Genomic DNA, 16916 nt, shown 5'->3' on the forward strand with positions numbered 1-16916 from the left:
AAGGGCTTCGCGACCGAAGGCCCCGGCGAGCCGGGGCCTTCGCGTAGACTGATGAGATCAGTATCTCGCCGCGATCGGGGCACCGAAGCCACCGAAGCGATAGTTCAATCGAACAGTGACCATGTCCACGTCCTGGCTAACCCTGTCGCCGAGGAGGGTAACGCCACCGGGTGTGAGCACACCTGCGCCTGCGAAGGTGCGGTTGTCATTCCCCATCCAAAGATGGTCGTATTCAACACCGACCGACCAGTTCGGCGTGAAGCCATACTCCCAGCCAACGCCTAAGGCACCGCCCCAGCGCGTGTGGCTTGCCGAGTCCAGACCGACCCCGGTCAGGTTGTTGAAGACATCAAGACGATTGTGGGTCACGGCCGCACCACCCTTCACGTAGAGCAGTGACGCGTTCCACGCCCAACCGAGTTGCGCCGTGAAGAGACCAATGCCGTCGGTTTTGCCTGTGGTCGAAAGCAGCGGATCAATCAGGCTGACGCGCGTGTTCTTGATGTCGGCCCAATCGCCCTGCGCTTCCAATCCGAGCACAAACTGATTTGTTTGCCAGCGATACCCGATCTGTCCACCGGCTAGACCTCCAGAACGAGAAGCGCAACCACCCGCGACTGTCCCTGCCGGCGTGACGAAATCCACACAACCGCGGCTCTGGCCCCATCCGCCGTTGGCGCCGATGTAGAAACCGGTCCAGTCATAGATCGGAGCGACAATTGGAGGCGGCGCCTTGGTGTATGGGCGCGCCGCCATATCAGCAGCCGACGCGGGAGCGGATAGACCCACGGCCATCATCCCGGTCGCGGCAATCAGAAGCTTTTTCATTACGAGAAATCTCCCAGAAAGAAGTTCAAAAAAGGCACGACGCCCACCTGCGTGGTCAACGCTATCCCGTTCGCCGGCAGGTTGATGTAGCCAAGCCGCAACACTCGAGTCAGATATTGAACGACAATTCTTCAAATATTTTAATGACTTACATGGAACTAAATACCCACCAACGTGCATATTGATGATTGGAAATTGCCAGTTTGCAGCGGACTGCAGCGACCAAAGGCGATCGATCAGGGCTTGCTGCGAACGCCCCTCCTCGACTGCAGCGAGCGATAGATAGAAAAATCTACTCAATCGCCACAAATGGTTCGCGCTCTCCCCGCAAAACCGAGCGGCGGTCGGGAGAAGGATTTTCTAAAAGCGATCATGGTGGAACGGCTGTACGGAACGATGCCTCTTGCTTCGCTCTTACAGGCATCGATTGCGGCATCCTCGCTCGGGGACCGGCGAGCCAATCCGTCCATGCCGGCCTTTAGGACAAGTCTCGCCATGACAAGTTGGTGCGAAATCATGACACCAGAAATCCGACGAGGGCGTACTGACGACGCCGAATTCATCGCGCGCACAATCCTGCTCGCGCAACGCGGGCCTCGGCCGCTTGGCTGGTTCGACTTTGCGCTCGACAGGACCGAGCCTGAGGTGCTCGCATTCCTGGAGCGGCTTGCGGTCGCCAAGCAAAGCTCCTGGTATCACGTCTCCCAATTTCTCGTGGCCGAGATCAACGGCGAGCGCGCCGCGGCACTCTGCGTCATGCCTTCACGGTTTGCGCGCGAGACAGTACGGCCTGCAATCGATGAGGCAGCACGCCGCGCTGGTATGAGTGAAGCCGATCTTGCAGCCATCTACACGCGCGGAGCGTATGCCCGGCCGTGTTGGGTTCAGGGCAATGACGAGGATTGGTTGATCGAGCATGTCGCATCAGCGCCCGCGTTTCGTGGCCGCGGGGCGATTCAGGCATTGCTCGTGGGTGGGATTGCAGCTGGTCGCGCTGCCGGTTTCGCGCATGCCTCGATTACGTTTGTGATCGGCAATGATAAGGCCGAGCGCTGCTACGCGAAAGCCGGCTTCTCATTTGCAGAGGAGAAGCGCGACGCTACCTTCGAAGCGCTCACTCACCGGCACGCCTGGCTTCCGGCGCTTCGCCCGAGCGATCTAGCTCAGAGCGAATGTCTCATATGGGTCAATCGCGTCGGTTAGTCCTCCCGCGATGACTTCCGGTCCGCGCCGGTAACCGGACATCTTCAGTGCCCGTCGCAAGGTCTCAAACGGGCCATAAGCAGGCTTAGCACTCAGACAACGCGCTAGGCATACGCCTCCGGCGGCGGCCGTCTTGCGAAGTGGCTTGTGGACTAAGAACCTATCTCTATGGACAGTGATAGGCGCAGCGCCCAAGTCGAGCAGCTTCAGGTGATGGACACAGGCAGGCGACGGCGCTGGTCTGAGCAGAAGCTCAAGATCGTTGTGGAGAGCTCTCGGGGTCCCCGCCAAGGTCGCGGCAACGGCACGGCGATACGGCCTTTCGCGGTCGCTGCTGCTGCGATGGCGCCGGTCTTGTCATCCCGAACCAAAGGATGCCACCACCGGCACACAAGAGCGCCAGGAATGCGCCTTCCGGAAGCGGCCTTAGTTCGACTCTGACGCGACCTTTCGTGTTAGATTAGCCGACGCTGATCCTGAAAAACATCGCTCATGGGTCTCAAAGTAACCAATTGTCACTCGAAGAATGTCAACAATGGCTCAAGTGCAAGATGGCTTCACGGGGAATGTTTACATCCTTGAGGTCAAAGACCTCGATTTGCCAGTTTGCAAAATCGGCATGACAAAAAAGGATCCGATGGTTCGCTGTGCGGAGATCAACAAGAGCTCGACCGGAGATTTTCTTTGGAGCGTTAGATACGTCTTGGCGGTCGACGATTGCATCCGGTTCGAATCGCTTATTCATCGAACCTTGGAGCGCTACCGGCAAAAGGGCCGTGAATTCTTTCAGCTGACCGCCGACGAGGCTTATGGACACGCCAAGACAATGTTGGCACAGCAAAGCGACATTAAAGAAATACCCGCTCCGTCAATTCCACCGGCGACGCTGGCGAAAAGAACAAAGGATAACATAAGAAGACCCATCGGGATGAAAGGCGACGAAGAATACGCTCCGATCCTCTATTCGTTTGTGTCGAGACTGGGCGTCAAAGGGAGGCCATTCGGGCAAGTCGGAAAGCCGCACTTCGGCCTCAGCGATGGATACAAGGGAGTCCAATGGAACATCGCGATAGACAGGGATCCGCGTGAGATTTATTTGGGCGTCAATCTCGAAGGTATGAAGTATTCCGGCTGGCCAATCGCGACTTTCATCCAGTTCGAGATGGCGCGACCGAACTTGGAGGAGATCAAGGCCGAGATCGGCAACCCGGATCGTATTCTCCTAATCCTCTCGCGCGACGCGTGGCAGGTGCATGCGCGACCGACCATCGTGGAACAACATATCGGCGGAAGGCGGCATAAGCTTTCCGAAATCGACCCGGCGCTTTGGCTCGAGTTGCTCTCTGAAGCGAGAGAATGTCTTGATGCAAGCAAGAATTTCCGTGGCAGAAGCAAGCAGCTCGTCACGGTGCGCACCGCGACCGACGAAACCCCGAGAATGATGGACGTGTCCCCACACCTGACCGTCCAAACGAAAATCGACGTCGATCCGAAGCGGGACTACGATCAAGCCACGTTGAATTCGGCGTTCGATGGGGCGTATGCGGAATTAAAGCCAATCCACGACTGGGTTTCACGGGTCGCTAAGAGCAATTCGAATTGAGCAGGAGCGTTTATGGGAGCTTCTGCGTTGTAGTCGCAATCATTAGGTAGCGCTTCCCGCCCTTCGCAACGGTCTGCTAAGCACCTATGAATGCCCGCTCCGGGCGGACTCCGGGTCTTTCCTTGGCCACCATTATAGGCCCGGTCTCCGCCCAGACCTGAAGTTCAAAGACCACTTCCTTGGCACTGCACAGCCAACCCGCTCCTTGCGTGATGTGATACGCATTGAAGCCGACAAACCGACGGGAGAGGCAACACGTCCGGTTCGGGTCAAAATGCGAAGAACTCAACCGGAGCAAATCTGGTCCGCCTTGCCGTACTGAGCGGACCTCAACGAAGCGCTCGGCGACTTCGCTGATGGGCCAACTCCGGACTTACGCGCCGGAGAAGAGTGCCGCTATTCTATCACCTCGTGAACATTGGAGATCTACTCGGGCAACCCAGCTTTCCGAAGGCCCTCAGTCATCAGCTTCGCGTTTGATTGTCCGCCCCGAGCGATCCACGAAGATATTGTAAATGCAGGATCGGTCTCAAGCAGACGCGCCGCCGCCTCACGGGCCTCAACGTCGCGTCCGAGATGGGCGAAGGCGGATGCGAGACAGCGGTAAGCTGGCGAATAGGAGGGGTTCTGACGTTGGGCTTTCTTCCCTGCGGCGATTGCCTCGTCAAAGCGACAAAGCTCGATAAAGGAGACGCCCATCCCAGAAAGCGCTCGGTGTAGGCGTGGGTCTACCGGGCTCACGCGAAGGGCGTGTTCAAAGCTCCGGATCGCTTCCTCCGGCAGCCCCGCAATTCTATAGACATTGCCTCTGCAGTTCCATGCCCAATATGAATTGGAGTTGAGCGCGACCGCCCGGTCAGCCATTTCGATCGCACTTTCACAGTCGTCGACGTGGTACGCCGAGATTAGGCAAGCCCATGCTAACGTTTCAGAATCGTTATCGTCGAGGCTCAATGCCAAGCGAAGAAGCCGAACTGCTTCGTTGCGGTCGCGTTGAGGATCGATGGCGTAGCCGAGAAGGACGTTGAGCCCGTGGCCGGCACCTTCCAGAGCCGCGACAAGGCCAAACTTAGGGTCCAACTCCAGGGCGCGACGAGCCAGCCTTATCGCCTCGGCCACCCCTTCGCGGGTCGGTAGGTAATACTGTTGCAGGGCTCGGAGAAAAAAATCATAGGCTGACAGGTTCTCTGATCGCCGCCGCGTCGCCATGGCAATTTCCGTTTGAAGCAACTTTGGCTGAATAGCTGAGACAACGGCGAGCGTGACATCGTCCTGTAACGCGAAAATGTCTGTCACGTCACGCTCGAACCTGTCCGCCCAAATGTGTGAGCCCGTAGCCGCTTCAATCAACTGGCAAGTGATGCGAACTTTCCCCGACGCCTTGCGCACCGCCCCCTCAAGGACGTAGCGCACGCCAAGCTTGCGCCCGACTTCCTTGATGTCGACCGCTTTGCCCTTGAAGGTGAAACTCGAATTTCGAGCGATCACGAAAAGCCATTTGAACCGCGAAAGCGCGGTCGTGATCTCCTCAACCATCCCGTCCGCGAAGTACTCCTGCTCGGAATCGCCAGACATGTTCGCGAACGGCAGAACGGCGATGGAGGGCTTGTCGGGAACTGCAGGAGCGCTTTCGGGCGCATCGCCCGGATTTGGGCTCGCAACATCTCGCGCCTCCCGCACCTGTCCGACGAAGCGGAAGCCCTTACGCGGTAACGTCCTGATCAATCGCTGTTCCTGCCCGGAATCCCCGATTGCGCTTCGGGCGACATTTAGCCGGGTCGTCAGTGCTGCATCCGAAACGCTGCGCCCATTCCAAACGGCATTGATGAGATCGTCTTTACTGACGACGCGCTCCCTGTTGCGGATCAGGTAATCAAGCAGATCGAACACCTGTGGTGCGATGGAGACGACGTCCGCGCCGCGATGCAGCTCGCGCCGGTCAGGGTCGAATGCGTAATCCTCGAAGAGATAGCGCAAAATGCGAATCCCCTTGGATGAGAGCCCCCGATAGCCGGGTAGCGATTTGGCGTGGCTGGACATCGCAAGAATAAGCTGCAGGTGAGGAAAATGTAAGATGCAGGTCAAGCATACAAGCCGCTCTCGCGGCACCCTCGTGCCGGCTGTGACGGCTCCTGACACCATGGTGGCAAGAGGGGAACGCCAAGGCCGTGGAAGAAACACCGTCCCAGGGGGACATCGCAATGAGCTCGACGCACGGCACAACGTGGCTGGAACGGACATCCGTATCGACCCGGCATGTCGCCAGCTTCATCTGGAAATATTGGGATGCCTTTCGGGAGCGCCGCGAATGCCAAAAATTGCGCGCCACCTTGTGCAAGTTAAGCGACACGGAGCTGATGGACATCGGCACCACGCGCGGAGAGATCGACTACGTCGCGTCGCACCGAGGTATTGACCCGCGAGGCATCCGATCCGGCGAATGGCTCCGATACCCGCCAACGGTAGACGGCCAGATTGGGCCCACCGACTTCCGATAAGGGTCAATCGCGTCGGTTTGACGCTCGGATACGAACTTCCGGTCTACCCCTGCGAACCGACATGTAGCTGCCCTGCGCCAACGGAAGCGATGGGCCAACAGGCGACATTGGCGCACTACTCTTTCAGAACGCCACACCTTGGGCCTAAACAACTCCTTTGGCATGGATGCGGCGATCATCCAGCCCTCCATTCCAGCGAGCCATGACTTTCTGGTTGAAGCGCTGCTCATCAAACCTGACCTGACCGTTGTCCTCGATCAGAAAGATATCATCTCGGTGCGCAACAGCTTCCATGAAGCGGCTCGATCGAATGCTGAGATTGACCTCACCGCGGTGTCCAAAATGGCTGCGCAGCATTTCGAACGAGAACATGGCAATGCAATAATTGTCGAAGGTCTCGAATTGCGAGAAGTCGGCAGCTGCACATTCTTCCAAGGTCAGTACTGGGTAGAAGTAAGGCCCGAACACGCGCGGCCTTGGTTGGAGCGCCTTTAGAATACCAATTTCCTGCAACGTACCGGCGGGCCACTCCCAGCAGCTCAAATGTCCATGGTCGAAGGCCTCGCGTAGCGAACCATCTTCATCAGGAAGTGATTGCATCCACCCTTCCGCTCGGTCGTGATCCATTTTCCGATAGACCTCGAACAGAAACTCGTACACGAGCGCAGCTACTGTCGCGTTATTCATTCCCGACCTCTATTGAACTCAGCCATCAGAATTATCCGGCAGTTACTAAAGAAGTGCGCTGCGCTTCGGCGTCAAAGGTCCGTTCTGGGTCAATCGCGCCGCCTCGGCCGGTTGCCCATCACTTCCGGTCCTCATCGCAAAACAGACACTCTCTGAACCGGTCGGCAAGGCTGCTACTCGTCGTCTTCAGGCGATGACCGCTTTGTTCTTTTCCCCCGCCTAACAAACGTCACCGCTCCCGCTGCACTCGCGATCTCCGAGCAATTACCCTTCACAAACATATACCTTGCAATGCATGGTACCTAGTAATATATACCCTCAGACCAAGCCCAACCGCGCGGCTGCCATGACCGAACAGAACCAAGTCCAGCTCAAGAAAGGCGCGCTCGAATTGTGCGTACTGGCGCTGCTGGCGCGCGGCGAAAGCTATGCCTACGAGATTGCCAGCGCGCTCGCGGCCGGTGTCGGCATGGGAGAGGGTACGATCTATCCCCTGATGCGGCGCATGCACGACGATGGGCTGGTCGAAACGCGCCTCGCCGAATCGAACAGCGGTCCGCCGCGCAAATACTATCGGCTCACCCCGGCCGGCCGCGCGGCCTTCGCAGCGCAGAAGGGCGAGTGGCGGACGTTCACCGATGCCGTCAACCAGTTGCTGGGAGAACGCTGAAATGAACCGCGTCGCCTTCTTGACCATCCTCAACGAGGGACTCGCCGGGCTCCCGGCGCGGGAGATCGACGATATTCTCGCCGACTACATGTCCTATTTTGATGAAGCCGAGGCCTCGGGGCGAAGTGAGGCCGAGGTGGCTGCGGCGCTCGGCGATCCGCGGCGACTGGCGCGAGAATTGCGCGCCGAAACCGGGCTTCGCCACTGGGAAAATCACCGTAGTCTGGGCAACTCCGCCGCTGCCCTGCTGGCGCTCGGCGGATTGGCCACAGTCGACATTCTGTTCCTGTTGCCGCTGCTGTTCACTGCGATGCTGATCATGCTGGTGATCGGCCTTGCCGTCTTCGTGCTCGGCATCGTCGGCATCGGACTGCTGCTGAGTCTCGTGAAGATCGGGCACTTCGCCTCGATCGCCGCGATGCTGCTGCGCGCGGTGGCCGGCATCGGGATGATCGCTGGCAGCGTCGGGGGCGGGGCGCTCCTGCTGCTGGCGCTCAACGGCGCGGTGAAGGTGCTCGGCAACTACGCCCGGCTGCACTACCGGCTGCTTAAGCCGGAAGAGGACCCGACTTAACCAGGATTAGAGAGGTGCACCATGAACAGACGTCTTGGAGGGATTGCGCTGGTGTCGCTGAGCATCGCGGCTGCCTGTGGCATATTCACGGTTCTGACTTCGGCAACGGACTGGATCAACGGCGACTATCGGTCCTGGGCCAGCCCGTTGCGGGCCTGCGCATCGGCGAAAAGGACCGGCGCGGGCGAGCGCCGCACCGTCGATCTCGAATGGGCCGGCAGCGATGTCGTCAAGATCAAGATTCCGGCGCAGGTGCATTATCAGCCTGGCCTCAAGCCACAGGCCAGCGTCAGCGGAGACGCCGACTTGGTCGACCACGTGCGGCTGCACGATGGCACGCTGGAATGGGACTCGGTGGAATGGGACAATCTGGTCGACTGCTTTCCGGCGGACAATCTCGTGGTCCAGCTCGCTGGCCCTGCCGTCGCCGCGTGGACGTTGAGCGGTTCGGGCGAGCTCGACCTCTCCGATATCAGACAGGATGTGCTGAGCGTCACCATGCACGGCAGCGGCATTGTGACGGCAAGCGGCGAAGCGAAGGAGGTATCGCTCGATGCCGCCGGCTCCGGCCGAGCCGAACTCCGCCGGCTGGTCGCGCAAAAGACCAGCGTGAAGATGTCGGGCAGCACGGATCTCAAGCTCGCTGATAGCAGGCAGGACGTGCTGCGCATCATTATGCACGGCAGCAGCGTCGTCACCGCCAGCGGAGCGGCCCGCGAGGTGTCGCTCGAGTCCGCCGGCTCCGGCCGCTCCGATCTCGGCGGTTTGATCGCCGAGCGAGTCAACGCGAAAATCCACGGGAGCGCCAACGTTGACCTCGCGCCGCGCCAGGATGCCGATATCACGGTCTCCGGCAGTGCCGTCGTGAAACTGCACGGCACTGTGGTGCGGATCAGTTCGCATGTGTCGGGTTCAGCTGAGATCAAGCAGGTACCGTAGGATCTTCTGCAGTGAAGCAGCCTTGCATAACAGGGAGGGGAATTCGATGCTCGCTTCGAACCACGTTTGCATGTTCTTTTCCGCGATCGGATTCTGCGTCACAGCAACGCTGGTGCAGGCTGCCGGCCTGCGATCGTTCGATATCCCTGCCGACGCCGATGGTCCGGCGATTCACGGCATGATCTGGTATCCTTGCGCCGAAACGCCGGGAGAGATTCATGCCGGCGTGTTCATCTTATCGGGGGTGAAGGATTGTCCCCTCGCAGGGAACCACCTGCCGCTGATCGCCGATTCCCATGGGCAAGGCGGCACGTTTCTCGTCAATCATGACACCGCCGAGACCCTCGCCGACAATGGCTTCATCGTCGCAGCCATCAATCACCCCGGCGATACCGCTCAGGATCTCAGCCGGTCTTCGGGCAATCTTTCGATCTTCGTCGAGCGGCCCGCCGACATCAAGCGCCTAATCGACTTCATGATCGGTGCGTCGCCGTTCGCCGCAAAAATCGATCAAGCCAGAATCGGCTTCTTTGGCTACTCGCGCGGTGGCTATACCGGGCTTGTGTTGCTCGGCGCCAATCCGGATTGGGCCGGAGCCGCTTCGAACTATTGTCAGCAAAGCCAGCTGCCGATCTGCAAACAGATACTCGACAGGAAATACCCATCGCAGCCGATCACGCACGATCCGCGGATCAAAGCCGCGGTGCTTGTCGATCCGCTGGTCATCTTTTTCTCCGCGGAGAGCCTGGCGCCTCTCAAAGCGCCTGTTCAGCTCTGGGCGTCGGAACGGGGCGGGTATGGCGTGCTCCTCCACGATGTCGCCGCTGTGGACGCAAACCTTCTGGTCGCACACGAATATCGAGTGGTTTCGAACGCCGGGCATATGGCCTTTTTTCTTTGTCCGCCGGCGCTGGTCCAGGCGCGGTCCCAACTCTGTGTGGATGAGCCGGGCTTCGACCGCGTCGCATTCCATGCAGAGTTCAACGCCGACGTGCTCGCATTCTTCCGGAAATGGTTGGTCCGACCAGCGGAGTAAGGCCACACATCAAGATCAGGGAGGTCGTTGAAATGCGCGACCTCTAGACGCAGTAGAGATGGGCTCCCTCCCAACGTTCGCGGTGTGGGGCCCACCTCGGATCAGCATCCGATCGCTCTCCGCACCAATCTCGACATTCTTGCCGTTGCCAGCCGCGTCCGACCTGAGCCATTTCCGGTCTGCCCAGAACTGCGGACATTAGGCGACTGCAGCAGCATGTCAGTTCGGGGCCACGAGCCGTAATACTTGCGGTGAGAAATCAAGTCGGCTCCGTCTCCAACAGGAGACCTCAGCGCGACCTCCTACACTTGTCGCGATGGGCCACAAGCCGACTCATGCACCGCAGCAAGGCCATGTGCGCGGTTGCACAGTTATTCGATCACCTCGTCGGCTCGGGCGAGCAGCGTCGGTGGCACAGTGAGGCCGAGCGCCTTCGCAGTCTTGAGGTTGATGACCATTTCAAATTTGGTGGCAAATTCGACCGGTAGATCAGCCGGTTTGGCGCCCTTGAGGATTTTGACAACATAGGCCGCCGCACGATGAAAATTGTCTGCCAGGCTGGCCCCGTAGCTAAGTAGGCCGCCCGCATCGACATGATCGCGAAAGCCGTAGATGGCCGGCAGTTTCGTGACCGCAGCAAGTGCGGCGACCCGATCCCGCTCGTTGAACAGCATACCATCGACAAGCACGATGACTGCCTGGACGCCGTTCTTTGCTAATCCCTGAAATGCCGTATCCAGATCATTGGGCGCCCGGACTTCGGCGAGAACCAACTTGATGCCCAATCTCTGACATGCACTCTCAGCTTCTTGACGATCGATAATCACGCCACTGGCGACGTTCACCAGCAACCCGATTGCGGTCATGGTGCGCTTGAACTCCTCAACGTAAAATTCGATGTCACTGTCCGTGAGCCACGTCGGCAATGATTGGGTTGTAGGCTTCCCATCAAGCCACCCCCCTCACTAGGAAGCATCGTGAGCGACGCAGGATCCTCAACCGGCGCATCGCCAGATAGGGCGAACAATGTCGTCTTGATTGCGTTGTGGACGTCTTTTTCGAGTTCTGCCTCGGCAACGCCCGGCGTCTGGAAATACAGTTGATAGAAGCGCTGCTTTTCGGCCCTCGGCATGACAGTGCTTGGTCGGTCGGGACCACGCACCGGAAACGGCACGCTCAAGCCAACGACAGCCCTAAATCGATCCGGTCTAAACAGAGCGCAGCGCCAAGCGACCGGCGCTCCCCAATAATGTCCGACAACGACTGCTCGATCCGTGCCGATCGCGTCGAGCAATCCGACCATGTCTCCGGTCAAATGCAATAGAGTGTATTGATCGATCGCATCCGGTTTGTCCGTCTGCCCGTAACCACGCATGTCGGGCGCGATGGCGCGATATCCGGCGGCAGCGAGCGCTTCCAATTGGTGCCGCCACGAATACCAGCACTCCGGAAAGCCATGGCAGAGAAGCACGGCGGGGCCGCTCCCTGCTTCGGCCAGGTGCATTCGAATGCCATTTGTCTCTATAAATCGAAGCGAGATCGTCATTGCCAACCTCCGCAAGATCATTGATCTGATAGCTAATCAGTCACATTGTGAGCTCCAGCCACAACCAGTTGTCCTTACCCAAAAGCGGCCAAGCCCTCAAACGCACCACGGGCCACGCCAGCGCGTTTGGAGGGCGTGACCACCGCCCTGCGCTGGCTTTTTCTTTCTCAAGAATCCTCCCCACAGCGTGACATCCGTGACAGGGTATAAACCCCTGTCACGTCACGTCACGCTAAGATGGGCCGTGACATCCGTGACATGTCACGCGTGACATGGAAAATGTCACGCTGTCACGGTAGCCAAACCCGATCGCCCATCGCTCCGACATGCCCTGCCTCTATCAGCTTGCCCGACGCCCGGTGGAAGTTAGTCTCCTTGGCTAGGACGTCTGCGTAGAACCGGTTTCGCCAAGCGTCCCGGGTGACCGTTGGTATGCCTTCCGAGAAGCCAGGGGTGCCGGTCGGAGCTGGTTCGCCTAGGTTGATCAGCACGCCGTCGATCGACCGTTGCTCCACCTGCGCCAATTCGTAAAAACTTCGAAACACTGACGCTGCTGGATGAAGCTCGCTGGTGGTCAGGTCGGCTCAATAGCTTTTCCCTTGGTTCAAAGAGAACAGGCTCCTCTTCTTAAGAAAACCTCAGCTTTCAGACGTCCGCAGCAACATGGCATGGGCATGCATGTCGCCGGCAAGGCCGAGCGCTACGACCCATGGCGTCTTCACCTTGTCCTGCATCAGGCTCAGGTTCACGGGTATGTTCGCGACCGTCATGTTGGCGAACTCGGCGAGAGTAAAGAATGTCGCGCCAGGCTTCAGCGTCTGCTGCCAGATATCCAGCAGCGTCTTCGAGGCCTGGTGGCCCGTGAGGGTAACATCGGCCGCCGCGATGCCCTGCCGCTGGAGCAGGCGGCTCACGGCGAGCGGCGCCGTCTGGCCACCGAAAGTGCCGAAGTGTTTCAGACCAGACGCGGTGACGTGGTAGTAGGGACCCGTCCAATCCTGGGCCTGCGGATCCGGGTCGGAGGCGGTACCGACACCGGGTTCGGCCGGCACCATCCGACGGTCGCCGATCAGAAACATGTCGCCGAAATTCTGCTCCTGGGCGATCACCTCGGTATCCACCAGGCGCCAGCGCGGTTGCCGACCGGTCGGTGCCACGCCCAACACAGCCGCTGCTGCGCCGTCGGCCGCGCTCACCGCCTGCGGCGTGTGGTAGTCCATCGCGCGCGTCCAGGCGCCACCGATCGCGACCAGAATGTTGCGCGCGCGGCCAGCGCGGATCATAGCATCGGCCAGCACCACCCCGACGTTGAAATTGTTGAAATCATTTGCCAGCGGAATCGTCAGCGTGGTTTCCGGCAGTTTCAGCTGTCGCGTGAGGGCGAATAGATCCGCCGGCACGAAGTAGGTATTCGGTGAGATGCAGCCGATGACGATATCGATCTGGCGGGCTTCGAGATCGGCATCGTCAATCGCCACGCGTGCCGCCGGCGTGAGGATGTCCAGCACGGTCTCGCCGTCGGCCAGCACGCGGCGCTTGTCGTAGCCGGTGAAAAGACCCTCCCCCTCCGGATGATGCTCGTGGATCCAGTCGAAGATCGGGTCGTCGTTGGCGCGGATGGTATCCGGCAGCCGTTTTGCCATGCCGATAATGCCGATGGAGCTTTCAGTCATGCGAGCCAATCCGCTTGGGGAAGTCCGAGACGACGAAGCACGATTTCAGCGGTCTCCAAGGCACCCTCCGCCCATGTCTGGTTGGTCGAATACGCCTCACCGCAAATGTAACACGGAAAACTCTCGTCAGGCTGGGTCATGACCGTGACCATGTCTCCGGAGTTGTAATTGACGTTCCACAGATGCACGCCGCCGCCATAGGGGTCGCGCGACCAGTCCATGTAGGCGGCATCGATCGGCTCCGGTGCGCTGTCAATGCCGTGCATCTGCAAAAGCTGGCGGTGAAGTTCTTCCACCATTGGTCTGGTGGCCCTGTGCGATTGCCAATTCGCGCGCAGGCGCGCCGAGAATGGGTCGCGCGGTGGCGGGGTTTCCGAAATTGCGGCACGGGCGAACATCGGCAGCGCGTGCGGTACATGCGCGCCCAGCGGCAGTCCGGCCTTGTGCACTTCAGCTCGAGTGTCGAGAGCAGCCCAAAAGTCCACATTCAGGAGGTCGTCATAAGCCATCACCAGGCCGGGCTCCGTGGGCTTTGGCACGCCATCACCCTTCGGCCCGATCGGCCAATAGTAGCACTGCCGCAACGGCATGTCGGTGAGCGATCGACCGCGACAGACGCCCGCCGCCTGCCACCAGCTTTCGGAATACAGGAGAAACAGCTTGAACAGCGGAATCCCGGAGACCGATGCCAGATCGTGCCGGAATTTGGTATTCTCCGGGCCAAGAATCTCGCCCTCCGGCCGCAGCAGTTCGATCGCGCGACGCGGCATGGCGAGCACGATGGCGCGTGCGGACAGCCTGCCGCCATCGCGGAAGTTCAGCTGCACGCCCTGTGATCCGTCATCGAGCTTGGTGCCGACGAAGCCGTCCAGCCAGCGTTCGACAGTGACTTCGCCGCCGGCCTCACGGAATTTCTGCTGCAGCTGCCAGGGCACGGTCTCATAGCCCTGATTCACCATCAAGTACTCGACATCCGGGGTGAAATCGAAAAACTCGGTGATGAGGTCGAGGGCGTTAGTGTTGCCGCCCAGGCAGTCGTAGCCGATGGTGGCGCGCGCGGCGTTGTAGCCATCCGGACTTATATGCCTGGCCAGCAGATTCCAGAATCCGTGCCGCCACAACGGCAGGCCATCGATCTCGACGGTCTCCAGATATGACCGGAGCTTGCCGCTCTTGAGCTTCTCGGGAATCTTCGGCATGAGCAGGATCAGCTCCCGCGCGATCAGCATCGCCGGGTTGGAATCCTTGCGGGCAGCGAGCCATGCGGCCTCGTCTAGATCGAACCAGTAGGGGAGCGCCGCCGGGTTGCCAAGCGCAGCGTTGCGCAGCAGGCGACCGCGTAGGAATGCAATATTGTCGGAGACGTCTACTGTCTGCCTGTGCGTCGGTAGCCGCAGCACGGTCTCGACCAGGCCTTTCACCCGCTTTTGCGCGGGGCTGACGTAACGCATGCCGCCAATCTCGGCGGTGGTGTCGGGCATGAGCGGAGAGCGGGCGGAGAGCAGCCGGCCGCCAATGCGATCACTGCCCTCGAACAGCGCCACCTTAAGGCTGCCACGCTCGTTGGCCCAGTCCGCTGCCAGGCCAGGTCCACGCGGGGACGTCATCAATCGCCAGCCGGCATAGATACCGCCGATTCCGCCGCCGACGATCGCAATATCGACATCCGGCAATTCATGCATTTCGTTCGCCTCCCGAAACCGTGAATTCAGTCGACAGCCTTCTGCCAGAACGGCGCGCTCCAATACGGCGGAGCCGGCTTTGGGTCCAATCTCACGACGATCACCTGGGGCCGCCATGCGGCGGCGCCTCGCAGCGCCGATTCCCAGGCTGGCGCAAAGTCGGCGACCTCCCGGACTTCATACGCGTCGGCACCGAGACCCTCCGCGACCTTGCACAGATCGGGCGCACCCAGTGGATAGGAAAATGGAGTGGGTTCGGGAAAGAACGTGTTCATGCCCTGGGTGACCATGTTCAGCTCGTTGTCGCTGAGAACGACCCAGATCGCGCCGATCTGGTTTGCTGCAGCTGTCGAGATCTCACCGAGCTGCATGAGCAGTGCGCCGTCGCCGACCAGCGCGACGCAGAGCCGATCAGATCTGCCGTAGCGCGCGCCGATGACCGCACAAACCGCGAAGCCCATCGGGCCCATGGCGAGCGCGCTATGCAATTCCTGCCCTTCACGAACGACCATGTAGTGCATCGACCAGCCGACGCAGTTACCGCTGTCGATGAACACCATTGCGCCGTCCGGGAGTTTCTCGTTCAGCAGCCGGCAGAGCGCTGCCGGGTGAAGCGGACCGGATGTCTGTGCGTAGTCCGAGGGCGAAACGATCGGCGGATGTTGCGCCTTGATGGCGGCGATCTCGGCACCGCGCGCCGCAACGGCGGCGGCGTCGCGCGGCCAGGCCGGCGCCTGATCCCACAGCGCGCGAATGAAGGCTCCTGCCTCCGCGACGATGCCATCGGTCACCGGAAAGCCCCGGCCGATTACCGACTGGTCGAGGTCGACCTGCAGGAACGGTCCCCTGGGCACCAGCATCGGATTCCATTTGTAGGTGGCGAGCTCGCCAAGGGAGGAGCCGATCACCAGCAAGGCGTCATGCGCCGCGCCCTTGGTTGTCGGGTCGATCATCCAGTACTGAGGCCAGAGGCAACCGGCGAAGCCGTAGGCGCGCAGCGACAGCGGATGCGTCTCGGGAAATACGCCCTTGCCGTCCGAGGTGGTGATGACCGGAATGTTCCACCATTCCACCAGGCAGCGCAGCGCACGCGCGGTGTCCCGGTCGCGCAGTGCCTCCCAGCAGCCGTTGCCAAGCAGAATGAGCGGGCGCTTCGCCGAGCTCAGTACCTCGAGCGCACGCTGGACGCCATGCTTCGGCGCGCCCTCAGGCAGGCAGCGGTAGGCTTTCGGGCTCATCGGCGGCCGCGCCGAGACGTAGAGGGCTGTCTGGGCTTCCGCGGCGGCGACGTTGTCGGCGATGCCGAGGTGCACGGCGCGACGGGGCATCGAAAGCATGGATCGCAGCGCCTGTTCGACCAGGATCGGCACGCTCGAGGCATCAACGATGTCGGCGCTGTAGCGCGTGGCGGCGGCATAGATGTCGCGTACGTTGAGCCCGCAATCAGTGCCTTCCTGCAGATAGCCGCGGCCGAGGAATTGCTCCGGCACTTCTCCGGTGAGCGTCAGCACGGCCGAACCGTCGAATTGCGCGTTCATGGTGCCGGTCAGCGCGTTGGTCGCTCCCGGGCCGCTGGTGACCAGAACCACGCCGGGTTTTCCGGTCGCTCGATAGTACCCGTCCGCCATGTAGGCGGCGCCGCTCTCGTGCCGAGTGATGATGTATTTGAACTCGTCGCGATCATGGATGCGCTGGAGCAGATGCATGATACCGGCACCGGGAACGCCGAACATTGTCGTGGCACCCTCAAGCACCAGGTAGTCTAGGATCTGATCCGCAACGGTAGGCTTCGTCGGCGCCGTCATCGTTGTCCCCCCGTCTCGCGGAGCAGATTTCTGCGGTTCAGCCACGGCCCCAGTCAACCAATGGATGTATCGACAGGCTAGGCTACGCTGAGTTTACTAGGCGAGTCCACATGGAAACCAGTCCCGTCCCTTCCGGCAAAACGAATAATTCTTGTCCAGACGATCAATGACA

The 16916-nt window shown here is 60.2% G+C and carries 15 protein-coding genes; 7 read left to right on the forward strand and 8 right to left on the reverse strand.

Translation table 11 applies throughout. The features are described 5' to 3' along the window. Positions 1-57 precede the first annotated feature (57 nt). Positions 58-828: an outer membrane protein gene (locus FXB40_RS33995; protein WP_148776646.1), complete on the reverse strand. Its 771-nt coding sequence runs from the start codon at positions 826-828 to the stop codon at positions 58-60. A 309-nt stretch (positions 829-1137) separates the two neighbouring features. On the opposite strand from FXB40_RS33995, the gene FXB40_RS34000 reads away from it, so the two are divergent. Both FXB40_RS34000 and FXB40_RS34010 read left to right on the forward strand, forming a co-directional pair. After that, entirely contained in the window at positions 1138-2031 is an 894-nt protein-coding gene (locus tag FXB40_RS34000; protein ID WP_246208142.1) for a GNAT family N-acetyltransferase, read from the forward strand. A 535-nt stretch (positions 2032-2566) separates the two neighbouring features. Beyond that, complete coding sequence (locus FXB40_RS34010) at positions 2567-3634, forward strand: GIY-YIG nuclease family protein (protein ID WP_187437330.1); 1068 nt, start codon at positions 2567-2569, stop codon at positions 3632-3634. A gap of 426 nt (positions 3635-4060) precedes the next feature. Here the strand turns inward: FXB40_RS34010 and FXB40_RS34015 are convergent, their stop codons facing one another. Then, positions 4061-5719 carry a winged helix-turn-helix domain-containing tetratricopeptide repeat protein gene (locus FXB40_RS34015; protein WP_246208144.1) on the reverse strand — a complete coding sequence of 553 codons (1659 nt, stop codon included), beginning with the start codon at positions 5717-5719 and terminating at the stop codon, positions 4061-4063. Positions 5720-5835: 116 nt separating this feature from the next. On the opposite strand from FXB40_RS34015, the gene FXB40_RS34020 reads away from it, so the two are divergent. Beyond that, on the forward strand, positions 5836-6132 hold the full coding sequence (locus tag FXB40_RS34020) for a DUF1127 domain-containing protein (protein ID WP_148776648.1): 297 nt from the start codon (positions 5836-5838) through the stop codon (positions 6130-6132). A gap of 144 nt (positions 6133-6276) precedes the next feature. Here the strand turns inward: FXB40_RS34020 and FXB40_RS34025 are convergent, their stop codons facing one another. Continuing rightward, on the reverse strand, positions 6277-6819 hold the full coding sequence (locus FXB40_RS34025; RefSeq protein WP_148776649.1) for a hypothetical protein: 543 nt from the start codon (positions 6817-6819) through the stop codon (positions 6277-6279). Positions 6820-7165: 346 nt separating this feature from the next. Between FXB40_RS34025 and FXB40_RS34030 the strand changes: the two genes are divergently transcribed. Genes FXB40_RS34030 through FXB40_RS34045 form a run of 4 tightly spaced genes read left to right on the forward strand, consistent with a single transcriptional unit; the run spans position 7166 to position 10038 of the window. Further along, positions 7166-7489, forward strand: coding sequence for a PadR family transcriptional regulator (locus FXB40_RS34030; RefSeq protein ID WP_148776650.1), 324 nt, complete (start codon positions 7166-7168; stop codon positions 7487-7489). Between the two features lies 1 nt (position 7490). Then, positions 7491-8063, forward strand: a complete 573-nt coding sequence (locus FXB40_RS34035) for a DUF1700 domain-containing protein (protein WP_148776651.1) — start codon at positions 7491-7493, stop codon at positions 8061-8063. A 21-nt stretch (positions 8064-8084) separates the two neighbouring features. Further along, positions 8085-9002: a GIN domain-containing protein gene (locus tag FXB40_RS34040; protein WP_148776652.1), complete on the forward strand. Its 918-nt coding sequence runs from the start codon at positions 8085-8087 to the stop codon at positions 9000-9002. A 46-nt stretch (positions 9003-9048) separates the two neighbouring features. Next, complete coding sequence (locus FXB40_RS34045; protein ID WP_187437331.1) at positions 9049-10038, forward strand: alpha/beta hydrolase family protein; 990 nt, start codon at positions 9049-9051, stop codon at positions 10036-10038. A 371-nt stretch (positions 10039-10409) separates the two neighbouring features. Here the strand turns inward: FXB40_RS34045 and FXB40_RS34050 are convergent, their stop codons facing one another. The 5 genes from FXB40_RS34050 to FXB40_RS34070 all read right to left on the reverse strand — a co-directional run bounded on the left by FXB40_RS34050 (position 10410) and on the right by FXB40_RS34070 (position 16744). Beyond that, positions 10410-10904: an ABC transporter substrate-binding protein gene (locus FXB40_RS34050; protein WP_148776653.1), complete on the reverse strand. Its 495-nt coding sequence runs from the start codon at positions 10902-10904 to the stop codon at positions 10410-10412. Next, on the reverse strand, positions 10901-11584 hold the full coding sequence (locus FXB40_RS34055) for an alpha/beta fold hydrolase (RefSeq protein ID WP_148776654.1): 684 nt from the start codon (positions 11582-11584) through the stop codon (positions 10901-10903). Before FXB40_RS34055 ends, FXB40_RS34050 begins: the two co-directional genes overlap by 4 nt. A 638-nt stretch (positions 11585-12222) precedes the next feature. Next, positions 12223-13257 carry a 3-oxoacyl-ACP synthase gene (locus tag FXB40_RS34060; protein WP_148776655.1) on the reverse strand — a complete coding sequence of 345 codons (1035 nt, stop codon included), beginning with the start codon at positions 13255-13257 and terminating at the stop codon, positions 12223-12225. Beyond that, entirely contained in the window at positions 13254-15002 is a 1749-nt protein-coding gene (locus FXB40_RS34065; RefSeq protein ID WP_246208146.1) for a flavin monoamine oxidase family protein, read from the reverse strand. The genes FXB40_RS34060 and FXB40_RS34065 overlap by 4 nt, the downstream gene beginning before the upstream one ends. Further along, on the reverse strand, positions 14966-16744 hold the full coding sequence (locus FXB40_RS34070) for a thiamine pyrophosphate-binding protein (RefSeq protein ID WP_148776656.1): 1779 nt from the start codon (positions 16742-16744) through the stop codon (positions 14966-14968). Before FXB40_RS34070 ends, FXB40_RS34065 begins: the two co-directional genes overlap by 37 nt. Between the last annotated feature and the right edge of the window lie 172 nt (positions 16745-16916).

Source organism: Bradyrhizobium rifense (assembly GCF_008123425.1).
Classification (GTDB): Bacteria; Pseudomonadota; Alphaproteobacteria; order Rhizobiales; family Xanthobacteraceae; genus Bradyrhizobium; species Bradyrhizobium rifense.